Consider the following 20138-nt stretch of genomic DNA (forward strand, 5'->3'; position numbering starts at 1 on the left):
GTTGCTGAAAAGCGCTGGTTGGTGCAGTGCCGAGCAAACTCTCCGGGACCAGTCCACTGCAAGGGCCAATGACAGGCCGGTGGATCGTTTTGAACGCGTACGCGAAGGGATGTGGCCCCCGTCACGTACGCATGCGGCCGTCCGGTCAGCTGACGGGACGGTCCGCCAGGGCCACCGGGGGCTCGTCGTCCATCTCGAAGGCCAGTGGGAACGGGGCGTGCCCGGCCAGCCGGAACCACCGCACCTTGCGGTGCCGGCGCAGCGCGCGGGCCGCGCGCACCGCGTCGTTGTGGAACCGCCGGGCCATCGGGACACGGCGTGCGGCGGCGGCGAGTTCGGACGCCGCCTCCTCACCGCCGGGGATCTCCTTCACCGCCTCCACCTGTGCCGTCTCGCCGAAGACCGCCCGCAGCGCCGCGCTCAGCTCGCTCTCGGCGACCTCGCGGTGCTCCTCCTCGGCCTGCCGGGCGGCGTGCGCGGCCTCGTACAGGACGATGGAGGCGGCCGGGTCGAGGACACCGGACGTGGCCAGCTCCTGGGTGACCGACGCACGGCGCAGCAGCTGCGCGTCGAGGGCGGCCCGCGCGGCGTCGATGCGGGTGTGCAGCCGGTCCAGGCGGCCGGCGGTCCAACTGAGGTACATACCGATCGCGACGACCGCGACGGCGATCCAGATGAGGGTTTCGATCACGGGCGGCAAGGCTACCGCCGAGGCGCGGGCGGCGGGGCCTTCCGGGCCAGCGCGGGGGCGCGCGGACCGGACCTATTCCCGGGCCAGCCCGAACCGGGCGCGCAGGCCGGTGCGTTCGTCGGCGGCCACCGAGGCCGCGCCGTCCGTCACCGTCTCGTACACCGCGAGGATGTCCGCCCCGACCGTCGACCAGTCGAACCGCCGCACGTGCGCGGTACCCCGCTCGCGCAGCTCCGCGCGCCGCTCCGGGTCGCCGAGCAGCCGGATCGCCGCCGCCGCCAGCGCGTCCGCGTCCTCGTTGGCGAAGAGTTCGCCCGCAGCGCCCTGGTCGAGCACCTGGGCGAACGCGTCCAGATCGCTGGCGAGGACCGGGGCACCGGCCGACATCGCCTCGACCAGGATGATCCCGAAGCTCTCGCCGCCGGTATTGGGCGCGACGTACACGTCCACGCTGCGCAGCAGCCGTGCCTTGTCCTCGTCGCTCACCATGCCGAGGAACTCGACCCGCTCGCGCATCGCCGCAGGCAGCGAGGCGACGGCCTCCTCCTCGTCGCCCCGGCCGGCGACCAGCAGCCTGGTGTCCGGGCGGGCGGCGAGGATCGCGGGCAGCGCCCTCATCAGGACCGGCAGGCCCTTGCGCGGCTCGTCGATGCGCCCGATGAAGCCGATCGTGCCGCCCTGCCATTCGGGCCTGGGCTCGGCCCTGTCGAAGAAGCCGACGTCGACCCCGTTCGGGATGACGACCGCGTCGCCGCCCAGGTGCTCGACCAGGGTGCGCCGGGCGTACTCGCTCACCGCGATGCGCGCGCTGATCTTCTCCAGGGCCGGCTGGAGGATCGGGTACGCCGCGATCATGGCCCGGGAGCGTGGGTTGGAGGTGTGGAACGTGGCGACGATCGGCCCCTGCGCGGCCCAGCAGGCGAGCAGCCCCAGCGAGGGCGAGGTCGGCTCGTGGATGTGGATCACGTCGAAGGTGCCGTCGTGCAGCCAGCGGCGCACCCGGGCGGCCGAGAGGAAGCCGAAGTTCAGCCGGGCGACGGAGCCGTTGTACGGGACGGGCACGGCCCGGCCCGCCGACACCACGTACGGCGGCAGCGGGGTCTCGTCGTCGGCGGGCGCCAGCACCGACACCTGGTGCCCCAGCCGGATCAGGTGCTCGGCCAGGTCGCGGATGTGGAACTGCACGCCGCCCGGCACGTCCCAGGAGTACGGGCAGACGATGCCGATCTTCACGTCGGGTCCTCCCGGGTCTCCAGGTCGGCGAGCCAGAGCCGTTGCAGCATGTGCCAGTCCTCCGGATGGTCGGCGATCCCGACGGCGAAGGCGTCGGCCAGCGCCTGTGTCATGGAGGACGTCTTCTCCGTGCGGCTGCCTGACCCGGGCGTCTCGACCGGCGGATGGATCCGCGCCTTCATCACGGGCGTGTCGTCGTAGCCGAGCGTCACGGGCAGCAGCAGCGCCCCGGTCTGCTGGGCCAGCAGCGCGGGCCCGGCGGGCATCCGCGCGGTGTCGCCGAAGAAGGTCACCTCGACGCCGGAGGCGGACAGATCGCGGTCGGCGACCAGACAGACCAGCCCGCCCGCCCGCAGCCGCCGCGCCAGGGTGCCGAAGGCGGCGCCGCCGCTGTGCGGCAGGACCTCCATGCCCAGTCCCTCGCGGTAGGCCACGAACCGGTCGTACAGCGTCTCGGGCTTGAGCCGCTCGGCGACCGTGGTGAAGGGCACCTTGAGGTCGGTGGTGACCCAGGCTCCCGCCAGGTCCCAGTTGGCCAGGTGCGGCAGGGCGAGGACGACGCCGCGGCCGGTGCCGAGGGCGTCGGTCAGCCGGTGCGCGTCGGTCACCTCTATGGACGCCTTGATCCGCGCCGGGCTCCAGGTGGGCAGCCGGAAGGACTCCATCCAGTACCGCATGTACGAGCGCATCCCGGCCCTGGAGAGCTCGGCCAGCCGGGCCGGTGACGCGTCGGGCACGACCCGGGCCAGATTCGACTCCAGCCGCAGCACGCTCTTGCCGCGCCGCTTCCACGCCTGGTCGGCGATGGTCCGGAAGAGCGTCCGGGCGACCGGCTCGGGGAGCTTCTTGACGGCGGTCCAGCCGAGCCCGTACAGCCCGTCGGTCAGCCGGTCCCGCAGGCCGGGCCGGGCGGCCCCGGGGTCGTCGCTCACCGGGCGGTCCCGCTCCCCGGCCCTGCGGCGGCCTCGGCCGCGTCGGCCTCCGCGGACTCGCGGCGCACGGTCACGACCCGCTGAACGAGCGTGATCAGGCTGCCCACGGCGACGATCCACAGCGCGATCGGCAGCAGGACCTGGATCCCGGGGACACCGAACTTGTGCAGACCCGCCAACCCGGCCGCGACCAGCGAGATCACCAGCCGCTCGGCGCGCTCCACGAGACCGTTGACCGCGACCGGCAGCCCGATCGACTCGCCACGCGCCTTCGTGTACGAGACCACCTGGCCGCTGGCCAGGCAGAAGATCGCGACGGCGCAGAGCACGTTGTCGTCGCCCCTGCCCGCGTACCAGAGCGCGAAGCCGCCGAAGATCGCCCCGTCGGCGACCCGGTCCAGGGTCGAGTCCAGGAACGCGCCCCAGCGGCTGGAGATACCGGCCTGCCGGGCCATGTTTCCGTCGACGAGGTCGGAGAAGACGAAGATCGTGATGACGATCGTGCCCCAGAAGAACTCCCCCCTGGGGAAGAAGACCAGCGCACCTGCCATCACCCCGGCCGTACCGATCAGAGTGACCGCGTCCGGGCTCACGCCGAGACGGAGCAGCAGCGCGGCGAACGGTGTGAGGACACGCGTAAAAAATGCACGCGCGTACTTGTTCAGCATGGCCTTCCCGAGGGTCGGTGGGCCGAGCGGCCCCTTCGGCCACCGGCTGGCCCATCGTAGTCACGCCCGCCGGACTCCACCGTCCGGGCACCCGGCCTCGCGCGGCGCGGTGCCTTGTATGGACGCGGCCCGGCCCGAGTGGAAAGCTCGAATTACCGCGGGCGTCGTCGTAGCCGCCGTGGCGGCTCCCCGGTTCCCGTGCATCTCTCCCCCACTTCGCGTCGGTATTTCTTCCGAATCCGCGCCACTACCCGGGAGGCACGCATCATGGGCGACAGGACACACGCACACACCGGGGCCGCCGGCAGGGCAGCGACGGCCGACCGGCCCTCATCCGTACGGAATGTGGTGCTGGTCGGCCACAGCGGCTCCGGAAAGACCACGCTCGTCGAGGCCCTCGCACAGACCGCGGGCGCGGTCAACCGGGCCGGCCGGGTCGAGGACGGCGCCACCGTCTCCGACTACGACGAGATCGAGCACCGCCAGCAGCGTTCCGTACAGCTCTCCCTGGTCCCCGTCGAATGGGGCGGGTACCGGATCAATCTGCTGGACACCCCCGGATACGCCGATTTCGTCGGGGAGCTCAGGGCCGGGCTGCGGGCGGCGGACGCGGCCCTGTTCGTGGTGTCCGCGGCCCAGGAGGCCGACGCGGTGGCGGGGACCACCCGGGCCGTGTGGGAGGAGTGCGCGGCCGTCGGCATGCCGCGTGCCATCGTCGTCACCCACCTGGACACGGCACGCACCTCGTTCGACGAGATGACCCGGATCTGCGGTGAGATCTTCGGCGGCGACGACCCCGACGCCGTGCTCCCGCTCTACCTCCCCGTCCACGGCCCCGAGGGCGCCGACGGCCACGCCCCGCTCACCGGGCTCACCGGGCTCCTCACCGAGCGGGTCTTCGACTACTCCTCGGGCGAGCGGCAGGAGAACCCGCCCCGGGAGGACCGGCGGACGGCGCTCCGGGAGGCCCGCGACCGGCTCATCGAGGGGATCATCGCCGAGAGCGAGGACGAGACCCTGATGGACCGCTACCTCGGCGGGGCCGAGGTCGAGGTCGGGACACTCGTCGACGATCTGGAGCGCGCCGTCGCCCGGGGCACCTTCCACCCCGTCCTGGCCGCGGCCCCGGCCGCCGCGGGCGCCCGCCAGGGCATCGGGACCGTCGAGCTCCTCGACCTGGTCACCCGTGGCTTCCCGACGCCGCTGGAGCGCCCGCTCCCCGGTGTCACCCCCCTGCACGGGGCGTCGCTGCCCGAGCTGAGCTGCGATCCGGACGGCCCGCTGGTCGCCGAGGTCGTCAAGACCGCTTCCGACCCGTACGTCGGCCGGGTCTCGCTGGTACGTGTCTTCTCCGGCACCCTGCGTTCCGACGAGACCGTCCATGTGTTCGGCCGCGGCCTCACCGACCACGGCCGGGAGAGCCGTCCCTTCCACGAGACCGAGGTGCGCGTCGGCGCGCTCTCCTCCCCCTTCGGCAAGCAGCAGCGCCCGCTGACCGCCTGCATCGCGGGAGATCTGGCCTGCGTCGCCAAACTGGGCAGCGCCGAGACCGGGGACACCCTGTCCGGCACGGACCGGCCACTGCTGATGGACCCCTGGGCCGCTCCGGACCCGCTGCTGCCGCTCGCCGTCGAGGCGCACAGCAAGGCGGACGAGGACAAGCTCTCCCAGGGGCTCTCCCGGCTGGTCGCCGAGGACCCGACCATGCGCCTCGAACAGAATCAGGACACCCACCAGGTGGTTCTGTGGTGCCTCGGCGAGGCCCACCAGGACGTGGCGCTGGACCGGCTGCGCAACCGCTACGGCGTCCAGGTGGACGCCGTCCCGCACAAGGTGTCGCTCCGCGAGACCTTCGCCGCCCCGTCGACCGGGCGCGGCAGGCATGTGAAGCAGTCCGGCGGCCACGGCCAGTACGCCATCTGCGAGATCGACGTGGAGCCGCTGCCCGCGGGCTCCGGCATCGAGTTCGTCGACAAGGTGGTGGGCGGGGCGGTGCCCCGCCAGTTCGTCCCGTCCGTCGAGAAGGGCGTACGCGCCCAGGCGGCCCGCGGGGTCGCGGCCGGACACCCGCTCGTCGACGTCCGCGTCACGCTGCGGGACGGCAAGTCCCACTCGGTGGACTCCTCCGACGCCGCGTTCCAGACCGCAGGGGCGCTGGCCCTGCGCGAAGCCGCCGCGGAGACCCGTATCCAACTGCTCGAACCCGTCGCCGAGATCCAGGTCCTGGTCCCCGACGACTATGTCGGGCCGGTGATGAGCGATCTGTCCGGGCGGCGCGGCAGAGTGGTCGGAACCGAGCAGTCCGGCCCCGGCCGCACCCTCGTACGGGCCGAGGTGCCCGAGCTGGAGATCGGCAGGTACGCGGTCGACCTGCGCTCCCTCTCCCATGGCGCCGGTCGCTTCGACCGGGCGTACGCCCGGCACGAAGCCATGCCCCCGCAGCTCGCCGAACGCCTCGGGGAGCAGCGGGAGAACAACCCGAACGACGCGTGATCAGCCATGTCACCCGTCTTTGTCCACAGGGGCGGACGGCGTGGCGATCCGGACGATACGCTTTGGTCCCAGCTCAGAAGGTGTGCCGGGCACGGCAGTTGGGAAACAGCCGCAGGAGCAGTTCCTCGGCGCCGAGTGGGGGCGACAGTGGCCAGCGACGGATTCGATTTCTCTCCCGGAGCACAGATCCCGCTCCAGGGTTCCGGCGGACAGGCGGTGGCGACGAACGCCCTCGCCTCCGCCGCGTACCGGGACAGCCCGGTGGAGAAAATCCTTGACGCCAACAGCGAGTGGCACAAGTCCGATGTCAAGGTGGGCCGTTCCAAGCTCTTCAAGTCCGACTACTTCAAGCCGAATCTCGGTGAGGCGTTCTCCCGCGCCGTCCAGGAACGCATGCTGGGCGGCGCCCGCAAGGCGCTCATCCAGTCCTTCGGGATGGATCCGCAGACCGTCGTCGAGCACTGCCTGTCCGCGACCCGTCTCCGCAAGCGCCGCGACACCCAGCTCACCGCCGTCACCGCGCTGTTCGGCTTCCTCTTCCTGCCCGGCATGCTGCTGTGGTTCCTCGCGTTCCGCCTGCGCGACCTCCTCGGCAAGACCAAGGACAAGGCCCTGTCCACGCTGGGCAGCGCCCTGCTCCCGATCATCGGCATCGTGGCGCTGATCCTCCTGGTCAAGCTGCCGCTCAACGGATTCCTGGCTCTCTACGTCCGCCTGATGATCATCGCCCCCGTCGTCGGCTGGCTCATCGCCAAGCGGATCGCCGAGTCCTCCGCGAAGGACATGCGCGCCCGCTGGGAAGGGCTGCTCTCCGGCGGCGGTGTCATCGCCAAGATCCCCGAGGCCGTGCCGAAGAACCCCAACGAGACCTCCCGTGAGGCGCTGCGCCAGGGCCTGGAGAAGCTCTCCGCCGAGCAGCAGTCCAACTCGGTCTTCTACGCGGGCCCCAAGGGAATCCTCGGCATGGGCACCCGCTGGGGCAGCTGGCAGCTCGCCGAGGAACTCGTCGCCAAGGAGCCCGGCAAGGAGTTCCACCAGTTCCGCAGCTGGGACCTGATACGGGCCATCCACGACCAGCTCAAGATGCTGGAGCGGGGCCCGCTGAACACCGGGGGGTTCCCCACCCCGTCGGTCACCCACTGGATCGTGTCCCCCGTCGGGGAGAACGCCGACTCGGTCTCCCGCCCCGACGGCGAGGACGTCGCCACCTTCCAGGTCAAGCCGCACGAGATACAGCGGATCTGCAACCACCAGCAGTTCGGCAGCGGCGACCGGCACTATCTGGGCGTCCAGTTCACCCTCTGGGAAGGCCAGTTGATCATCACCATGATGATCACGGTCACAGTGCTCCACGAGACCCTGCGCATCGAGGTCACCGGATACGCGCTCGGTCCGGTCCACTCGCTCTTCACCAGCAAGCCCGCGGCCAAGACCAGGACGGTCAACAAGACCGTCCGGTTCTGGGAGACCCGCGACATCACCCTGCCGCTGGTGGAGTCCAGCGAGGTCGTCCGCCTCGCCCTGCGCGCCCCGTTCACCTGGTACCCGCCGCTGCTGGACTACCTGGGCGGCAAGATCGCCCTGCCCGAGCCGTTCGGTCTGCGCCACGCCTGGGCCGAGAAGCCGTGGCGTCACCGCTTCATGGCGGACGACGCGATGCGCGCCGCGACGCCCGTCCTGCGCGCCGTCCACAGCGCCGCCCTGCGCGTCCTCAAGGAGAACGGCGTCGACGTCGAGCGCTTCGACAACCGCTCGATGGTCCTCAGTGGTCTGGTCCAGGACCCGTCCCCGCGCAAGGCCGACCTGTACGACGCGTAGCCGCGCGCCCGGACGCACGAAGGCCGCCCCGGTGCAGAACACGAGCCGGGGCGGCCCACGAGCGGAGGCTACGGCCGGGATCAGTCGACCGGCCAGGCGTCGGCCAGCATCTTGCGCGTATCGGCGAGGAGTTGCGGCAGCACCTTCGTGTGCCCGACCACCGGCATGAAGTTGGTGTCACCGCCCCAGCGCGGCACCAGGTGCTGGTGCAGATGGGCGGCGATCCCGGCCCCCGCCACCGCGCCCTGGTTCATCCCGATATTGAATCCGTGCGCCCCGGACGCCGCCCGCAGGGCCACCATGGCCCGCTTGGTGAAATCGGCCAGCTCCATGGTCTCCGGGCCGTCCAGCTCCGTGTAGTCGGCGACATGCCGGTACGGCACCACCATGAGATGGCCACCGTTGTACGGATACAGATTCAGCACGGCATAGACATGGGTGCCACGGGCGACGACGAGCCCGTCCTCGTCCGAATTCGACGGGATCCCGCAGAACGGACAGCCGTCGCCGGCCTCCGGACCGGTCGGCTTGTTCTCACCCTGGATGTACGCCATCCGGTGGGGCGTCCACAGGCGCTGGAACGCGTCGGGCGTCCCCACTCCGATCTGCTGCTCCGGCTCACTCGTCATGGCGATCAGCATATTGCTTCACTCCCGGGGTGCGTGTCGCCGGGGCCGCCCCCGTCGGCGTACGGGGATGCTGAGGCGATGAGCGTCCCCTCCGCCGACTCCGCCCCGCTTCGCTTCCGGCGCTGGGAGCAGCGCACGGAGGTGCCGCTCTTCGGTGCCTCCCTCCTCTTCCTGCTCGGCTACGCGGTCCGGGTGCTCGCCCCCGAGGACGCCGAGCCCTGGCGGAACCTCGCCCTCGCGCTGGTCGGCGCCACCTGGCTGGTCTTCGCGGTGGACTACGCCGTACGGCTCCGGCTCAGCGGCCTCGGCCACCGCTTCGTCCGGGTGCACTGGCTGGACACGGTGGTGCTGCTGCTTCCGCTGCTGCGGCCGCTGCGCCTGATCCGGGTCTACACCGCGGTCCAGCGGCGCCGGGAGCGACCGCGGCTGAGCCTGTACGCCCGCGTGATCTCCTACGCCGGCGCGACCGCCCTGCTGCTCGGCTTCTCCGCCGCGCTGGCCGTCTACCACCAGGAACACAGGGCCCCGGACGCCACGATCCGTACCTTCGGTGACGCGCTGTGGTGGGCGTGCGCGACGCTCACGACGGTGGGGTACGGGGACGCGGTGCCGGTCACGGCGGGCGGCCGGGTCGTCGCCACGGGCCTGATGGTCTGCGGGCTGGGGCTGCTGGGGGCGGTGACGGGTTCGTTCTCGTCGTGGCTGTTGCAGGTGTTCACCCGGGAGGACGAGAAGAGGCCCCCGGAGGGCGGGTAGCTCTCCGGGGGCCTTCTGTCGCGTATCCGTCAGACCTGGACGCGGTCCTCGACGGCCTTCTGGATCTTGGCGATGGCGTCCTCGACCGGGATGCCGTTCTCCTGCGATCCGTCGCGGTAGCGGAAGGAGACGGCGCCGTTGGCCATGTCCTCGTCGCCCGCGATGATCATGAAGGGAACCTTGGCCTTCTGCTGGTTCCGGATCTTCTTCTGCATCCGGTCGGAGGAGGCGTCCACCTCGACCCGCAGCCCCTTCTTCCGGGCCTTGGCCGCGAACTCCTGGAGGTACGGGATGTGCGCGTCGCCGATCGGGATGCCGACCGCCTGGACCGGGGCCAGCCAGACCGGGAAGGCGCCCGCGTAGTGCTCCAGGAGCACCGCGAAGAAGCGCTCGATGGAGCCGAACAGGGCGCGGTGGATCATGACCGGGCGCTGCTTGGTGCCGTCCGGGCCGGTGTACTCCAGGTCGAAGCGCTCCGGCAGGTTGAAGTCGAGCTGCACGGTCGACATCTGCCAGGTGCGGCCGATGGCGTCCTTGCACTGCACGGAGATCTTCGGGCCGTAGAACGCGGCGCCGCCCGGGTCCGGGACCAGCGGCAGGCCCTGCTTCTCGGCGACCTGGCGCAGCGTCTCGGTGGCCTCTTCCCAGATCTCGTCGGAGCCGACGAACTTCTCCGGGTCCTTGGTGGAGAGCTCCAGGTAGAAGTCGGTCAGACCGTAGTCGCGGAGCAGGTTCAGGACGAAGGTGAGCGTACGGTCGAGCTCCTCCGCCATCTGCTCCTTGGTGCAGTAGATGTGCGCGTCGTCCTGCGTGAAGCCGCGCGAGCGGGTCAGACCGTGCACCACGCCGGACTTCTCGTACCGGTACACCGTGCCGAACTCGAAGAGGCGCAGCGGCAGTTCACGGTAGGAGCGACCGCGCGCGTCGAAGATCAGGTTGTGCATCGGGCAGTTCATCGGCTTGAGGTAGTAGTCCACCCCGTCGTCGAGCTGCATGGGCGGGTACATGCCGTCGGCGTACCAGTCCAGGTGGCCGGACTTCTCGAAGAGCTTGCCCTTGGTGGCGTGCGGGGAGTAGACGAACTCGTAGCCCTCCTCCTCGTGACGCCGGCGCGAGTAGTCCTCCATGGCCCGGCGGATGATGCCGCCCTTGGGGTGGAAGACCGCGAGGCCGGGACCGATCTCGTCCGGGAACGAGAAGAGGTCCAGCTCGTTGCCGAGCTTGCGGTGGTCGCGCTTGGCGGCCTCCTCCAGGAACTCCAGGTGCGCCTTCAGCTCGTCCTTGGTGGGCCACGCGGTGCCGTAGATGCGCTGGAGCATCGGGTTCTTCTCGCTGCCCCGCCAGTACGCCGCGGCGTTGCGCATCAGCTTGAACGCCGGGATGAACCGGGTGGTCGGCAGGTGCGGACCCCGGCAGAGGTCCTTCCAGCACAGGTCGCCGGTCTTCGGGTCGAGGTTGTCGTAGATGGTCAGCTCGCCGCCGCCCACCTCGACGTCCGCGCCGTCGTCCGAGGACGCGGAACCCTTGATGCCGATGAGCTCCAGCTTGTACGGCTCGTCGGCCAGCTCCTCGCGGGCGGCCTCGTCCGTCACGACCCGGCGGGAGAACCGCTGCCCGCGCTTCTGGATCTCCTGCATCTTCTTCTCGATGGCCTTGAGGTCCTCGGGAGTGAACGGCTTCTCGACGTCGAAGTCGTAGTAGAAGCCGTCCTTGACCGGCGGACCGATGCCCAGCTTGGCCTCGGGGAAGAGCTGCTGCACGGCCTGCGCCATCACGTGCGCGGTGGAGTGCCGCAGGATGTTCAGGCCGTCCTCGGAGGAGATCTCGACGGGCTCGACGACCTCGCCGTCGGCGACGGCGTACGCGAGGTCCTTCAGCTCACCGGCGATCCGGGCGGCGACGACGGTGCGCTCGCCGGGGAAGAGCTCGGCTGCCGTAGTGCCCGTCGTCACCACGCGCTCTTCCCGCTCGGAATCGCGTTGGATGATCACACGGACGTCTGACACCGGTCTCTCCTGACTCAGGGGGCGCACCCGCATTCCTCTTGCGCGTGCCAGGGGAATCGTACCGAGCCGACGGCCCCCATTGCGAAAGGGCCGGATCCCGGGGCCTCCGGCCCGCTACTCGCCGGTGCACGCCTCCTCGAACTGGTCGACGTTCTCCTGGAGGGACTTCATCAGCCGGTCCCGCTCGGCGTCGTCCACCTGCACGGGCACGACGTGCGAGGTCCGGGTCAGCCGCCGGAAGCCACTGCGGCTCTCCAGCCTGCCCTCCACCCGGATCGGCAAGCCCACCAGATGGGCGTGGCCGGCGATCCGGTACGCCTCCTCGTCCAGCTCCAGCCGGACGTGCGGCACCTCGGCGCCGGCCAGCACCCGCAGCCGCACGATCCCGGCGCCGCGCGGCGCCGAGCGGCGCATCCGGACGACGGCGCCGGTGATCCGCACCGTCACGGCCGGTTCGTCCCGGAGGTAGCGGGCGCCCGCCCGGCGCAGGGCGGGCAGGTCGCCCGGCGAGAACTCCACCGGGTCGGGGCGGTCCGGGCAGCCTTCGGGGGTCCCGGCGGCCGGCGCCCACTGCAGGGCGATCCGCGCCCCCTCCGAGCCCTGGACGAGGGCGACGACGGCCTCGGTCAGTTCCCGGCTGACGCCTGCCTCGACGGCCGTGCCGAAGGCGTCGAAGCCGCCGGTGGCCCGCTGGTAGTCCACGGCCTCGCGGGTGGCGTGCAGGGCCTGGTAGAGCCGTACGGCGACGGCACGGCCGGATGCGACCGGCACCAACGCGGCGAGCTCGCGCCCGCCGGGAGCGGGCCCGACGAGGATGCCTTCGAGCGCCGCGCGGGCCCTGCGCCGGTGGCGTGCGCCGTGGTAGCCGGTGCTCTTGCGTACGGCGAGGGCTCCGGCCAGCAGTATCTGCCGGGCGGCGGTGTGCAGCCGCTCCGCCCCGGTCCAGCCGACCGCGCCCGCCACACCTGCCATCTCTTCGGGGACCTCGCGCCACCAGCGGATCTCGTCGCTGGGTACGGCGAGCGAGACCAGGACCTCGCGGGCGGAGGGCGCCGCGCTGCGGGCGAGTGCGGTCAGCGCCTCGCCGAGCAGGTCCTCGCTGTCGGGGAAGGCGGTGGTGTCGGGGACCAGGAGGCTGGTCGCGCCCCCGGGCGGGGCCGGCGGTCCGGGCGGGGTCCAGCGGCTGTATCGCCCGGCCGCCCCGCCGCGGCGCTGCCAGCCGTGCCGGCCGAGCAGGGCGCCGAGGACCGCGGGATCGACGCGGGCGGGGTCGGGGATCCCGCCGGGCGGCGGGGAGGCGTCGGGCCACGGCCCCGCGGATTCGGCGGGGTGCGGGCGGCTGGCGGACGGGACCGCTCCGTCCGTGTGCGCGTCGTATTCGTCCATCGGCCGGTGCATCAGGGCCTCCCTCCCGCCCCTACGCGGGTCATGATCTCGCAGAGTGCCCGGTCGTCGAAGATGCGCGAGGTCGGGATCCGCACGGTGGTCCGGTGCCGGCCCGTCACCGCGTGGCCGGCCAGGTTGGTCCAGTAGCAGCAGTGCCGCAGGTCGAGCCGGTCGTGTCCGGCGCGCAGCCAGTCGTCCTGGCTGCGCGGCACGATCATCACGACGAGGATCTTGTGCACGGACACGGGGGTCCGGGCGAGCTTCACGAGATGGGCGTTGTCGAGCGTGAAGGCGAATGTCGGTCCCGGCGGGTGCGGCGGGAGCTGATAGGTGCATTTGAGCTGCACCTTTATGGTCACTTCGTCGTCCACGGCATGGCCGGGGGCGCCGTGGCTGACGTGCCAGTCGATGCCGTTGTCGGGGAAGGGCTGCGACAGGGAGCACCCCGCCGCGGCCGCGACCGCGTGCAGATAGCCCACCTGGAGCGTCTCCATGCAGGCGGTGGTTGCGAGTGTGCCGCGCAGCGGTTCGATCCGCTGGGACAGCAGCCCGCTCGGTTCGGGCTGCGCGAGCGCCATGGCTGCGTGTGCCTTCCGGGCCGTGCCGATCGGTTCTCCGATGCGGGTGACGGACAACTTCCGCTCCCCACACCTGTGTTGTCACCGCACCGGACGGCCCGCAAACGGCGTATCAGGCAAAGGGCGCGGGTATCACCGAACCGGGCAGGGGAATCACACCATCTGCCGTTCGGGCACGAGGAGTTCGGGGATGACGCACTGGTACGAAGGGCCACTGGCCGCTTTTGACACCGAGACAACAGGAGTCGACGTCGAGGGGGACCGGATCGTCTCGGCCGCCCTGGTCGTCCAGGACACGGCGGGCGGGCGGCTGCGCGTCACCCGCTGGCTGGTGAATCCGGGGATACCGGTGCCCGTGGGGGCCACCGAGATCCACGGCCTGACCGACGATCACCTCCAGCGCAACGGGCGCTGGCCGGCACCGGTGGTGGAGGAGATAGGCCGTGCGCTGGCCGAGCAGTGCGCGGCCGGGCGGCCGCTGGTCGTGATGAACGCGCCGTTCGACCTGACGCTGCTGGACCGCGAACTGAAGCGCCATCGCGCGTCCTCGCTCGCGGCGTATCTGCAGAACTCCCCGCTGTGCGTGCTGGATCCGCGGGTGCTCGACAAGCATCTGGACCGCTACCGCAAGGGGCGGCGAACCCTCACCGACCTCTGCGAACTCTACGGCGTGGTGCTCGACGGCGCCCATGACGCGGCGGCCGACGCGGCGGCCTCGCTGGAGCTGGTCCGCGCGGTGGGGCGGCGGTTCTCGTCCCGTCTGGAACGGCTGACGCCGCCGGAGCTGCACACCCTGCAGGCCGTGTGGCATGCGGCGCAGGCGCGTGGGCTGCAGGCGTGGTTCGCGAAGAACGGGACGGCGGAGATGGTGGATCCGGCCTGGCCGCTGCGCCCGGTTCTTCCCGCCGCGGCGTGAGCGGGTGTCCCGTCGCTTCCTCGGGGGTTCCGGACACGCAGAGGCCGGTCCGTCGATTCTGCTGACGGACCGGCCTCTCCCGGGTGGGCGATACTGGGTTCGAACCAGTGACCTCTTCGGTGTGAACGAAGCGCTCTCCCACTGAGCTAATCGCCCGGGAACGGGTTGAACCATACAGGGCTCGGCGGGTCCGGTTCAAACCGCTGCCAGCCGGGCCGCGAGACCCCGCCGTCCGGCACGCATCATCAGCGCGTGATTGGCCCGGAACACCGGGCGTCCGGGCACCGCCAGGAGCCGCATCAGCCGTCTGCGCACCTTGACCTCCTGCTCGTAGACGACCCGGCTGCCACCGCCGTGCGAGGTGACCGTCCACCGGACCCAGCCGTCGAGGTCGCCGCTGAGCGTCGCCTCGATGACCCGGGCCCGGGGGTCGCGGCGGCGTTCGCGGACCGTCAGGACGAGGTCGTACGGGAGGAGGGAGCGGATCCGGGTCGTGCCGGTGGTGCCGTCGACCGGGGTGGCCTCGCGGACCTGCGGCCACCATCGCGGGTAGTCCTCGGCGCGTTCGAGGATCCCGTACACGGCATCGGGTGGGGCGGGCAGGTCCCAGATACTCACAAATCGGTAGTGGCTCCAGTCCATGGCTCCAGTCTGCGCGTACTCAGCCGGGGAACTGAGTATCCGAGCGCATGTCCGATCCCGTGGCCCGCACCACACTCACGTCCATGGAACATGTGCCGCCACCCGCCGAGGAATTGGCGCTGCTCGATCGCGAACTGGCCCGGCTGGACGCCCACCGGTCCCAGTTGCTGGTTCGCCGTGCCTGGCTGCTGAGCGTGCTGACGCCGCCCGCCAGGCCTCCCGCCACGGCGCCGACGCCGTTCGCCGCCCCGTCCGGGCCGCCCGCGCCGTTCGCGGCTCCCTTCGGGCCGCCCGCCGCGCGGGCCGGAGCGCACAGCGCGCAGAACGTGCTGCTCACCCTGGGCGGTCTGCTGCTGACGGTCGCGGCGATCGCCTTCACCCTGGTCAGCTGGGGCCATCTGGGAATCGCCGGCCGCTCGGCGGTGCTCGGCGTGGTGACGCTCGCGGCGCTCGCCGCGCCCGCCGTGCTGCTGCGTCGCGGGCTGTCCGCGACGGCCGAGTCGCTCGCCGCCCTGGCGTCCGTGCTGATGATCCTCGACGCCTACGCGCTGCACCGGGTGGCGGTGCCGGAGGCCGACGGCCTCGGTTTCGCCGCGGCCGCCTCGGCGGTGCTGGCGGTGGCCTGGGGCGGGTACGGGCTGCTGCTCGGCCGGCTGCGGCTGCCGCTGCCCCTGGCGGTGGTGAGCGCCCAGCTGCCGCTGCTGCTGTGGGCCTGGTCGGCGGGGGCGGGCGCCTCGGTGTTCGGCTGGGCGCTGCTGCTGACGGCGGCGCTGGACTGCGCGATCGCGGTGTGGGGCCGGGGCGTGGCGGTCCGGGTGACCGCCTGTGCCGGCTGCTGGACGACGGGCCTGCTGGGACTGCTGGTGGCCCTGACGCAGTCGATGTCCGCCGAGACGGCGGCGGGGGCGGTGGGCCCGGCCGCGCTGTTGCTCGCGGGTGCGGCGGTCGCGCTGTTCGGAGCGTGGCGCGCGCCCACGGGTCTCGCGGTGGCGGGCGGGACGCTGGCCGGGCTGTGCGGGGTGGCCGCGGTGGGCGGTGTGCTGCGCGCCGGGACCGCCTGGGGCTGGTCCGTGCCGGTGTATCTGCTGTGCGGTGCGGTGCTGCTGGTGGCGGTGCGCGCGCCGCTGCCGCGCCCGGTCGGGCAGGGGCTGCTGTGGGCCTCGTCGGCGGTGACCGCGGCCGCGGTGCTCTTCTCGGCACCGCCGGTCGGCATGTCGCTGATGGGTACGGTGTCGCAGCTGGCCCGTGTGTGGTCCGGCGTTCCCGACGGCGGTGTCCGGGGCGCTCTCGGTACGGCGGACGTGGCGTGGTCCCACCTGGCCGGGGCCCCGGTGGGACTGCTGATGGCGGCCGCCCTGCTGGGACTCGCGCACCGGTCGTGGGACCGGCTGGTGCGGGTGGCCGGGCCGGTGTTCCCGCCGGGTACGGGCCGGCGGGGCGCGGCGGGGGCCGCCGCCTCGGCGCTCTGCTGGGCGGGGCTCACCGCGCTGCCCGCGGTGCTGGGCCTGTCGTACGCGGCGGCGGTGTCGGTGCAGTTGTCACTGGTCGCCGGGGCGTTCGCGGTGGCGGTCCTGGGTCTGCGCCGCGGTGCGGGCGCCCTGGGGACGACGGCGCTGGTGTGCGGGATGGTCGGAGCGGTGAGCGCGGGGTTCCTCGCGCTCGCGTCGCAGGCGGCGACGTACGCGGTGTTCGCGCTGGTGCTGGTGGTGCTCGGAGCGGCCGCGGTGCTGCTCGACGGCGCCCTTGCGCGGGCCGTGCGGGCGCTGCCGGACGCCCGTGCGGGGCGTGCGGTGCAGACACTGAGGGTCGCCCAGGCGGTGCCGGCCTGCGGGGCCGTGGTGTGCGCGATGGTGCTCGCCCGCGCGGCCGGGGCCTCGCTGGGGCTCGACGGGTACCGGGCCGCGCCGGTCCTGCTGGTCGTCCCCGCGGTGACGGCGCTGCTCGGGGCCCGGTTGCGGGGCCGCCCCGTGGCGCTTCCGGTCGAGCTGACCGGGGCCGTGGCGGCCGTGGCCGCGGTGCTCATGGCGCTGCCGGACCGGCCGTTCCTGGCGCTGGTGCTGGCGCTGAGCGGAGTGCTCGCTGCGGGCACGGCCGTGCGGGCCGAGCGGCGGCCGGTGGCCGGGTATCTGGCGGTGGCGCTGTTCGTCCTGGCGAACTGGGTGCGGCTCTCGGCCTCGGGGGTGTCGGCCCCGGAGGCGTACACGCTGCCGGTGACCGTGCCCGCGCTGGCGATCGGTGTGCTGCGCCGGCGCCGCGACCCGGAGGCGTCGTCGTGGACGGCGTACGGGGCGGGCCTCGCGGCGACGCTGGTCCCGAGCCTCTTCGCGGCCTGGGCCGATCCGCACTGGGTGCGGCCGCTGCTGCTCGGTGTGGCGGCACTGGCGATCACCCTGGCGGGCGCCCGGCTGCGGCTGCAGGCGCTGCTGCTGCTCGGCGGAGCGGTGCTGGCCATGGACGCCGTGCACGAACTGGCGCCGTACGTGGTCCAGGTCGTCGGCGCGCTCCCGCGCTGGCTGCCGCCCGCCCTGGCCGGGGTGCTGCTGCTGGTGGTCGGGGCGACGTACGAACAGCGGCTGCGCGATGCGCGGCGGCTGAAGGAGACCGTGGGCCGGATGCGCTGACGGTACGTCGCACGACGGGCCCGGAGCTCCCCGACGGGACGCTCCGGGCCGCGCGCAGGAGGCGTACGCGGCGAACTCGCCCGTGAAATACAGCAGTTCGCACCTGTAGCCGCTCCCGCGAAATTGCAACGCAGTTCTCGACATCGCCGGAGCATCGGCCACGGATACCGGCGGCCGATCCCTTTCCGGGAATTCCGGCGGCCGGAGAAGGCCGTCCGGCCGGGATATCCGGATGCCCCCGCTCGATCGGCGGACGGCCCCGTACGTGGCCATCCGGATTGCATCGTTCACGAATGCGCGGGCGAATTCGCCAAGGAGACACGGCCGGAACCCGACTCGGCGGACGGCCCGGACGGACGCGGAAAACGCAGAGGGCCCGTGAGACTCTGCGGTCTCACGGGCCTTCTGTCCGGGGTGGGCGATACTGGGTTCGAACCAGTGACCTCTTCGGTGTGAACGAAGCGCTCTCCCACTGAGCTAATCGCCCCGGGCGCAGGCCAAACATTACCCCATGTCAGCGGCGCCCCATGACCACCCCGGGGTCACTCGTGGATCTTCCACGGCATGGTGATGCCGAACTTCCAGACGTAGATCCCCACCAGCACCGCGATGATCACCAGGCCGATCGAGGTGAGGATGATGTTGCGCCGCCGGACCTTGGGGTCGAGCGCCCGCTGAGCGGCCTCGGTGACCTTCCGCCTGGTCCACCGGAGCACCAGCTGCGCCCAGACGAACTCGGTCGCCCAGATCGCCATGCCACCGAAGATCACCAGCCAGCCGGGCCCGGGCAGCGGCAGCATGATGATGCCCGCCACGACCACGGCGAAGCCGACCACGAAGACGCCGACCTGCCAGCTCAGATGCAGCGGCCGGGACGCCTTGATGAACCCGGGCGCCCGGGAGCCGAGCTCCCGCACCTTGGCCACACCCTCCGCGACCTCGTCCGTCATGCCGTCCGTCCTGTCCCCCGCGGCGGACACCGGTGCCGCCGGTGCGGCGTCCCCGTCCCGCGCGTCACGCTCCGCATTCATAGGAGTCAACCTACCGGAACGGCCTTCATCACCGGAATGGCCGCATAACCGAAAGTTACACACCGCCGTACGAGCTACCTGAAGGAACACAAAAAGGTCAGAGGGGTTTACAACGCCACCGTAGGTGGCATGTCGATTTCGCCGACGTGCGAATCCCCGAGCGCACACTGAGCGAAAGGCCCTGGCGCTTATGAACACCACGGTCAGCTGCGAGCTGCACCTGCGCCTCGTTGTGTCGAGCGAGTCCTCACTGCCTGTACCCGCGGGCCTGCGGTATGACACGGCCGATCCGTATGCCGTGCACGCCACCTTCCATACCGGAGCGGAGGAGACGGTCGAATGGGTATTCGCCCGCGACCTCCTCGCCGAGGGGCTGCACCGGCCCACCGGCACCGGAGACGTCCGCGTCTGGCCATCCCGTAGTCACGGCCAGGGCGTCGTCTGCATCGCGCTGAGCTCCCCAGAGGGCGAAGCCCTGCTCGAAGCCCCGGCGAGAGCCCTGGAGTCGTTCCTGAAGAGGACCGACGCCGCGGTGCCGCCGGGCACCGAGCATCGCCACTTCGACCTCGATACGGAGCTCTCACACATCCTGGCCGAGAGCTGAGCCAGGCCGAGAGCTGCACGGCGCCGTCCGACTCGGGGAGACGGCGCCGCGCGGAAAACCTCATACGGCTGACACCGGCGCCGTCGTCACGGAATCCACCGTGGTGACGGCGTCGGCGCGCGCCCGGGGCTCTCAGCACCTCTCCTGCCGCGGCCACGGCAGCCACCGGCCCAGAGATACCGCCCCATGGCCGGTACCCGCTCTCCGCGCCCCCCACGGGCCCTCTCGGGCCGCCGTGCGCCACGGCGGAGCCAGTAGAGTCAGCCCGCATCGGCGGACACCCGCCCGCCGGAGGCAGGGAGCGAAAGCGTGCTGATCCCCCACGACACCCGGATCGCCCTCGACACGGTGGTCGATCTGGTGAACACCGCACCGGAGAGCGAACCGCCGTCGGGCGGGCAGCCGGAGGCCGAGCGGAGCGACGGCCTCGCCGACATCACGGCGCTGTACGACTTCGCGCGGCGCCACCGCATCAGCGGCGTGGGCGAGCTCCACGAGAAGGACCTGCGGGCCGTACGGGACGTACGGGCGCGCTTCGCCGAGATCTTCGCGACGGACGACTCGCAGACCGCGGCCTCGCTCGTCAACACGCTCGTCGCCGCGGCCGGCACGACGCCGCAACTCAGCAATCACGACGGCTACGACTGGCATGTGCACTACTTCGCGCCCGACGCGTCGATCGCCGACCACCTCGCGGCCGACTGCGGCATGGCGCTGGCCTTCATCGTGGTGGCGGGCGAGCAGGAACGGCTGCGGCGGTGCGAGGCACCGGACTGCCGGCACGCCTTCGTCGACCTGTCCCGGAACCGCTCCCGGCGCTACTGCTCCAGCCGCACCTGCGGCAACCGTCTGCATGTGGCCGCGTACCGGGCACGCCGCAAGGAAGCGGCCGGCTGACCGTTCACAGCATGAAGAGATCATGCACCGCGGCCATCAGCAGCAGGCTGCCGACGACCGCGAGGAAGATCATCAAAGGGGGCTGGGAGAGCGCGAAGAGGCAGCCGCGCGGCTCTTCGGCAGGGGTGGTGGGGGCATCGCCCCGGGAGGTGTCGACCATCGCGGGACGATCATGACTCACTCCGGAACCGTTGGCGATCAATACGCCCTCCCGCACCGGGAGTTCACCCGCCCCGG

At 71.9% G+C, this 20138-nt stretch carries 18 protein-coding genes and 2 tRNA genes; 7 read left to right on the forward strand and 13 right to left on the reverse strand.

Going from position 1 to position 20138, the window contains the following annotated elements:
• Window positions 1-145 precede the first annotated feature (145 nt).
• From GA0115234_RS12935 to pgsA, 4 genes are all read right to left on the reverse strand, one after another.
• The gene (locus GA0115234_RS12935) at window positions 146-691 is read right to left on the reverse strand and encodes a hypothetical protein (RefSeq protein ID WP_093541598.1); all 546 of its coding nucleotides are present in this window, start codon (window positions 689-691) and stop codon (window positions 146-148) included.
• Window positions 692-763: 72 nt separating this feature from the next.
• A complete protein-coding gene (locus GA0115234_RS12940; protein WP_093541071.1) occupies window positions 764-1924 on the reverse strand; it encodes a glycosyltransferase family 4 protein in 1161 nt (386 codons plus the stop codon).
• The gene (locus GA0115234_RS12945) at window positions 1921-2856 is read right to left on the reverse strand and encodes a phosphatidylinositol mannoside acyltransferase (protein WP_093541072.1); all 936 of its coding nucleotides are present in this window, start codon (window positions 2854-2856) and stop codon (window positions 1921-1923) included. The genes GA0115234_RS12940 and GA0115234_RS12945 overlap by 4 nt, the downstream gene beginning before the upstream one ends.
• On the reverse strand, window positions 2853-3524 hold the full coding sequence (gene pgsA, locus GA0115234_RS12950) for a phosphatidylinositol phosphate synthase (RefSeq protein ID WP_093541073.1): 672 nt from the start codon (window positions 3522-3524) through the stop codon (window positions 2853-2855). Before pgsA ends, GA0115234_RS12945 begins: the two co-directional genes overlap by 4 nt.
• A gap of 267 nt (window positions 3525-3791) precedes the next feature.
• On the opposite strand from pgsA, the gene GA0115234_RS12955 reads away from it, so the two are divergent.
• Together GA0115234_RS12955 and GA0115234_RS12960 are read left to right on the forward strand one after the other, a co-directional pair.
• The gene (locus tag GA0115234_RS12955) at window positions 3792-6017 is read left to right on the forward strand and encodes an elongation factor G-like protein EF-G2 (RefSeq protein WP_093541074.1); all 2226 of its coding nucleotides are present in this window, start codon (window positions 3792-3794) and stop codon (window positions 6015-6017) included.
• A 147-nt stretch (window positions 6018-6164) separates the two neighbouring features.
• Window positions 6165-7835 (forward strand): hypothetical protein, encoded by a 1671-nt coding sequence (locus tag GA0115234_RS12960; RefSeq protein ID WP_093541075.1) that lies wholly within the window; start codon window positions 6165-6167, stop codon window positions 7833-7835.
• A gap of 80 nt (window positions 7836-7915) precedes the next feature.
• On the opposite strand, the gene GA0115234_RS12965 is transcribed toward GA0115234_RS12960, so the two are convergent.
• Window positions 7916-8476 (reverse strand): HIT family protein, encoded by a 561-nt coding sequence (locus tag GA0115234_RS12965; protein WP_093541076.1) that lies wholly within the window; start codon window positions 8474-8476, stop codon window positions 7916-7918.
• A 66-nt stretch (window positions 8477-8542) separates the two neighbouring features.
• On the opposite strand from GA0115234_RS12965, the gene GA0115234_RS12970 reads away from it, so the two are divergent.
• Window positions 8543-9220 (forward strand): potassium channel family protein, encoded by a 678-nt coding sequence (locus GA0115234_RS12970; protein WP_093541077.1) that lies wholly within the window; start codon window positions 8543-8545, stop codon window positions 9218-9220.
• 29 nt (window positions 9221-9249) lie between these two features.
• Here the strand turns inward: GA0115234_RS12970 and thrS are convergent, their stop codons facing one another.
• The 3 genes from thrS to GA0115234_RS12985 all read right to left on the reverse strand — a co-directional run bounded on the left by thrS (window position 9250) and on the right by GA0115234_RS12985 (window position 13190).
• Window positions 9250-11226 (reverse strand): threonine--tRNA ligase, encoded by a 1977-nt coding sequence (gene thrS / locus GA0115234_RS12975; RefSeq protein ID WP_093541078.1) that lies wholly within the window; start codon window positions 11224-11226, stop codon window positions 9250-9252.
• 114 nt (window positions 11227-11340) lie between these two features.
• A complete protein-coding gene (locus tag GA0115234_RS12980; protein ID WP_237541315.1) occupies window positions 11341-12624 on the reverse strand; it encodes a hypothetical protein in 1284 nt (427 codons plus the stop codon).
• Window positions 12624-13190: a DUF4365 domain-containing protein gene (locus GA0115234_RS12985; protein WP_093541602.1), complete on the reverse strand. Its 567-nt coding sequence runs from the start codon at window positions 13188-13190 to the stop codon at window positions 12624-12626. Before GA0115234_RS12985 ends, GA0115234_RS12980 begins: the two co-directional genes overlap by 1 nt.
• A 190-nt stretch (window positions 13191-13380) precedes the next feature.
• Between GA0115234_RS12985 and GA0115234_RS12990 the strand changes: the two genes are divergently transcribed.
• On the forward strand, window positions 13381-14106 hold the full coding sequence (locus GA0115234_RS12990) for a 3'-5' exonuclease (RefSeq protein ID WP_093541079.1): 726 nt from the start codon (window positions 13381-13383) through the stop codon (window positions 14104-14106).
• An 84-nt stretch (window positions 14107-14190) separates the two neighbouring features.
• Here the strand turns inward: GA0115234_RS12990 and GA0115234_RS12995 are convergent.
• Window positions 14191-14262: transfer RNA gene (locus tag GA0115234_RS12995), tRNA-Val, on the reverse strand.
• Between the two features lie 39 nt (window positions 14263-14301).
• A complete protein-coding gene (locus GA0115234_RS13000) occupies window positions 14302-14748 on the reverse strand; it encodes an SRPBCC family protein (RefSeq protein WP_093541080.1) in 447 nt (148 codons plus the stop codon).
• An 83-nt stretch (window positions 14749-14831) separates the two neighbouring features.
• Here GA0115234_RS13000 and GA0115234_RS13005 point away from each other — a divergent pair, with 83 nt between their 5' ends.
• Window positions 14832-17369, forward strand: a complete 2538-nt coding sequence (locus tag GA0115234_RS13005) for an SCO7613 C-terminal domain-containing membrane protein (RefSeq protein WP_176729151.1) — start codon at window positions 14832-14834, stop codon at window positions 17367-17369.
• Window positions 17370-17784: 415 nt separating this feature from the next.
• Here the strand turns inward: GA0115234_RS13005 and GA0115234_RS13010 are convergent.
• Both GA0115234_RS13010 and GA0115234_RS13015 read right to left on the reverse strand, forming a co-directional pair.
• Window positions 17785-17856, reverse strand: a tRNA-Val gene (locus GA0115234_RS13010).
• Window positions 17857-17911: 55 nt separating this feature from the next.
• Complete coding sequence (locus GA0115234_RS13015) at window positions 17912-18400, reverse strand: TIGR02611 family protein (RefSeq protein WP_093541082.1); 489 nt, start codon at window positions 18398-18400, stop codon at window positions 17912-17914.
• A 190-nt stretch (window positions 18401-18590) separates the two neighbouring features.
• Between GA0115234_RS13015 and GA0115234_RS13020 the strand changes: the two genes are divergently transcribed.
• Both GA0115234_RS13020 and GA0115234_RS13025 read left to right on the forward strand, forming a co-directional pair.
• On the forward strand, window positions 18591-19004 hold the full coding sequence (locus GA0115234_RS13020; RefSeq protein WP_003959770.1) for an SsgA family sporulation/cell division regulator: 414 nt from the start codon (window positions 18591-18593) through the stop codon (window positions 19002-19004).
• Between the two features lie 309 nt (window positions 19005-19313).
• Window positions 19314-19901: a CGNR zinc finger domain-containing protein gene (locus GA0115234_RS13025; RefSeq protein WP_093541083.1), complete on the forward strand. Its 588-nt coding sequence runs from the start codon at window positions 19314-19316 to the stop codon at window positions 19899-19901.
• Between the two features lie 4 nt (window positions 19902-19905).
• Here the strand turns inward: GA0115234_RS13025 and GA0115234_RS42305 are convergent, their stop codons facing one another.
• Complete coding sequence (locus GA0115234_RS42305) at window positions 19906-20082, reverse strand: hypothetical protein (RefSeq protein WP_176729149.1); 177 nt, start codon at window positions 20080-20082, stop codon at window positions 19906-19908.
• Window positions 20083-20138: the final 56 nt, after the last annotated feature.

It is taken from the genome of Streptomyces sp. DvalAA-43 (genome assembly GCF_900091725.1).
Lineage (GTDB): Bacteria > Actinomycetota > Actinomycetes > Streptomycetales > Streptomycetaceae > Streptomyces > Streptomyces pulveraceus.

Bases quoted from the DNA above. Each gene is read 5' to 3' on its own strand.
- GA0115234_RS12985 (WP_093541602.1), bottom strand. From the start codon at position 13,190: ATGGCGCTCGCGCAGCCCGAACCGAGCGGGCTGCTGTCCCAGCGGATC.
- GA0115234_RS13000 (WP_093541080.1), bottom strand. From the start codon at position 14,748: ATGGACTGGAGCCACTACCGATTTGTGAGTATCTGGGACCTGCCCGCC.
- pgsA (WP_093541073.1), bottom strand. From the start codon at position 3,524: ATGCTGAACAAGTACGCGCGTGCATTTTTTACGCGTGTCCTCACACCG.
- GA0115234_RS12980 (WP_237541315.1), bottom strand. From the start codon at position 12,624: ATGCACCGGCCGATGGACGAATACGACGCGCACACGGACGGAGCGGTC.
- GA0115234_RS13015 (WP_093541082.1), bottom strand. From the start codon at position 18,400: ATGAATGCGGAGCGTGACGCGCGGGACGGGGACGCCGCACCGGCGGCA.
- GA0115234_RS13020 (WP_003959770.1), top strand. From the start codon at position 18,591: ATGAACACCACGGTCAGCTGCGAGCTGCACCTGCGCCTCGTTGTGTCG.
- GA0115234_RS12955 (WP_093541074.1), top strand. From the start codon at position 3,792: ATGGGCGACAGGACACACGCACACACCGGGGCCGCCGGCAGGGCAGCG.
- GA0115234_RS12990 (WP_093541079.1), top strand. From the start codon at position 13,381: ATGACGCACTGGTACGAAGGGCCACTGGCCGCTTTTGACACCGAGACA.
- GA0115234_RS12965 (WP_093541076.1), bottom strand. From the start codon at position 8,476: ATGCTGATCGCCATGACGAGTGAGCCGGAGCAGCAGATCGGAGTGGGG.
- GA0115234_RS12970 (WP_093541077.1), top strand. From the start codon at position 8,543: ATGAGCGTCCCCTCCGCCGACTCCGCCCCGCTTCGCTTCCGGCGCTGG.
- GA0115234_RS13005 (WP_176729151.1), top strand. From the start codon at position 14,832: ATGGAACATGTGCCGCCACCCGCCGAGGAATTGGCGCTGCTCGATCGC.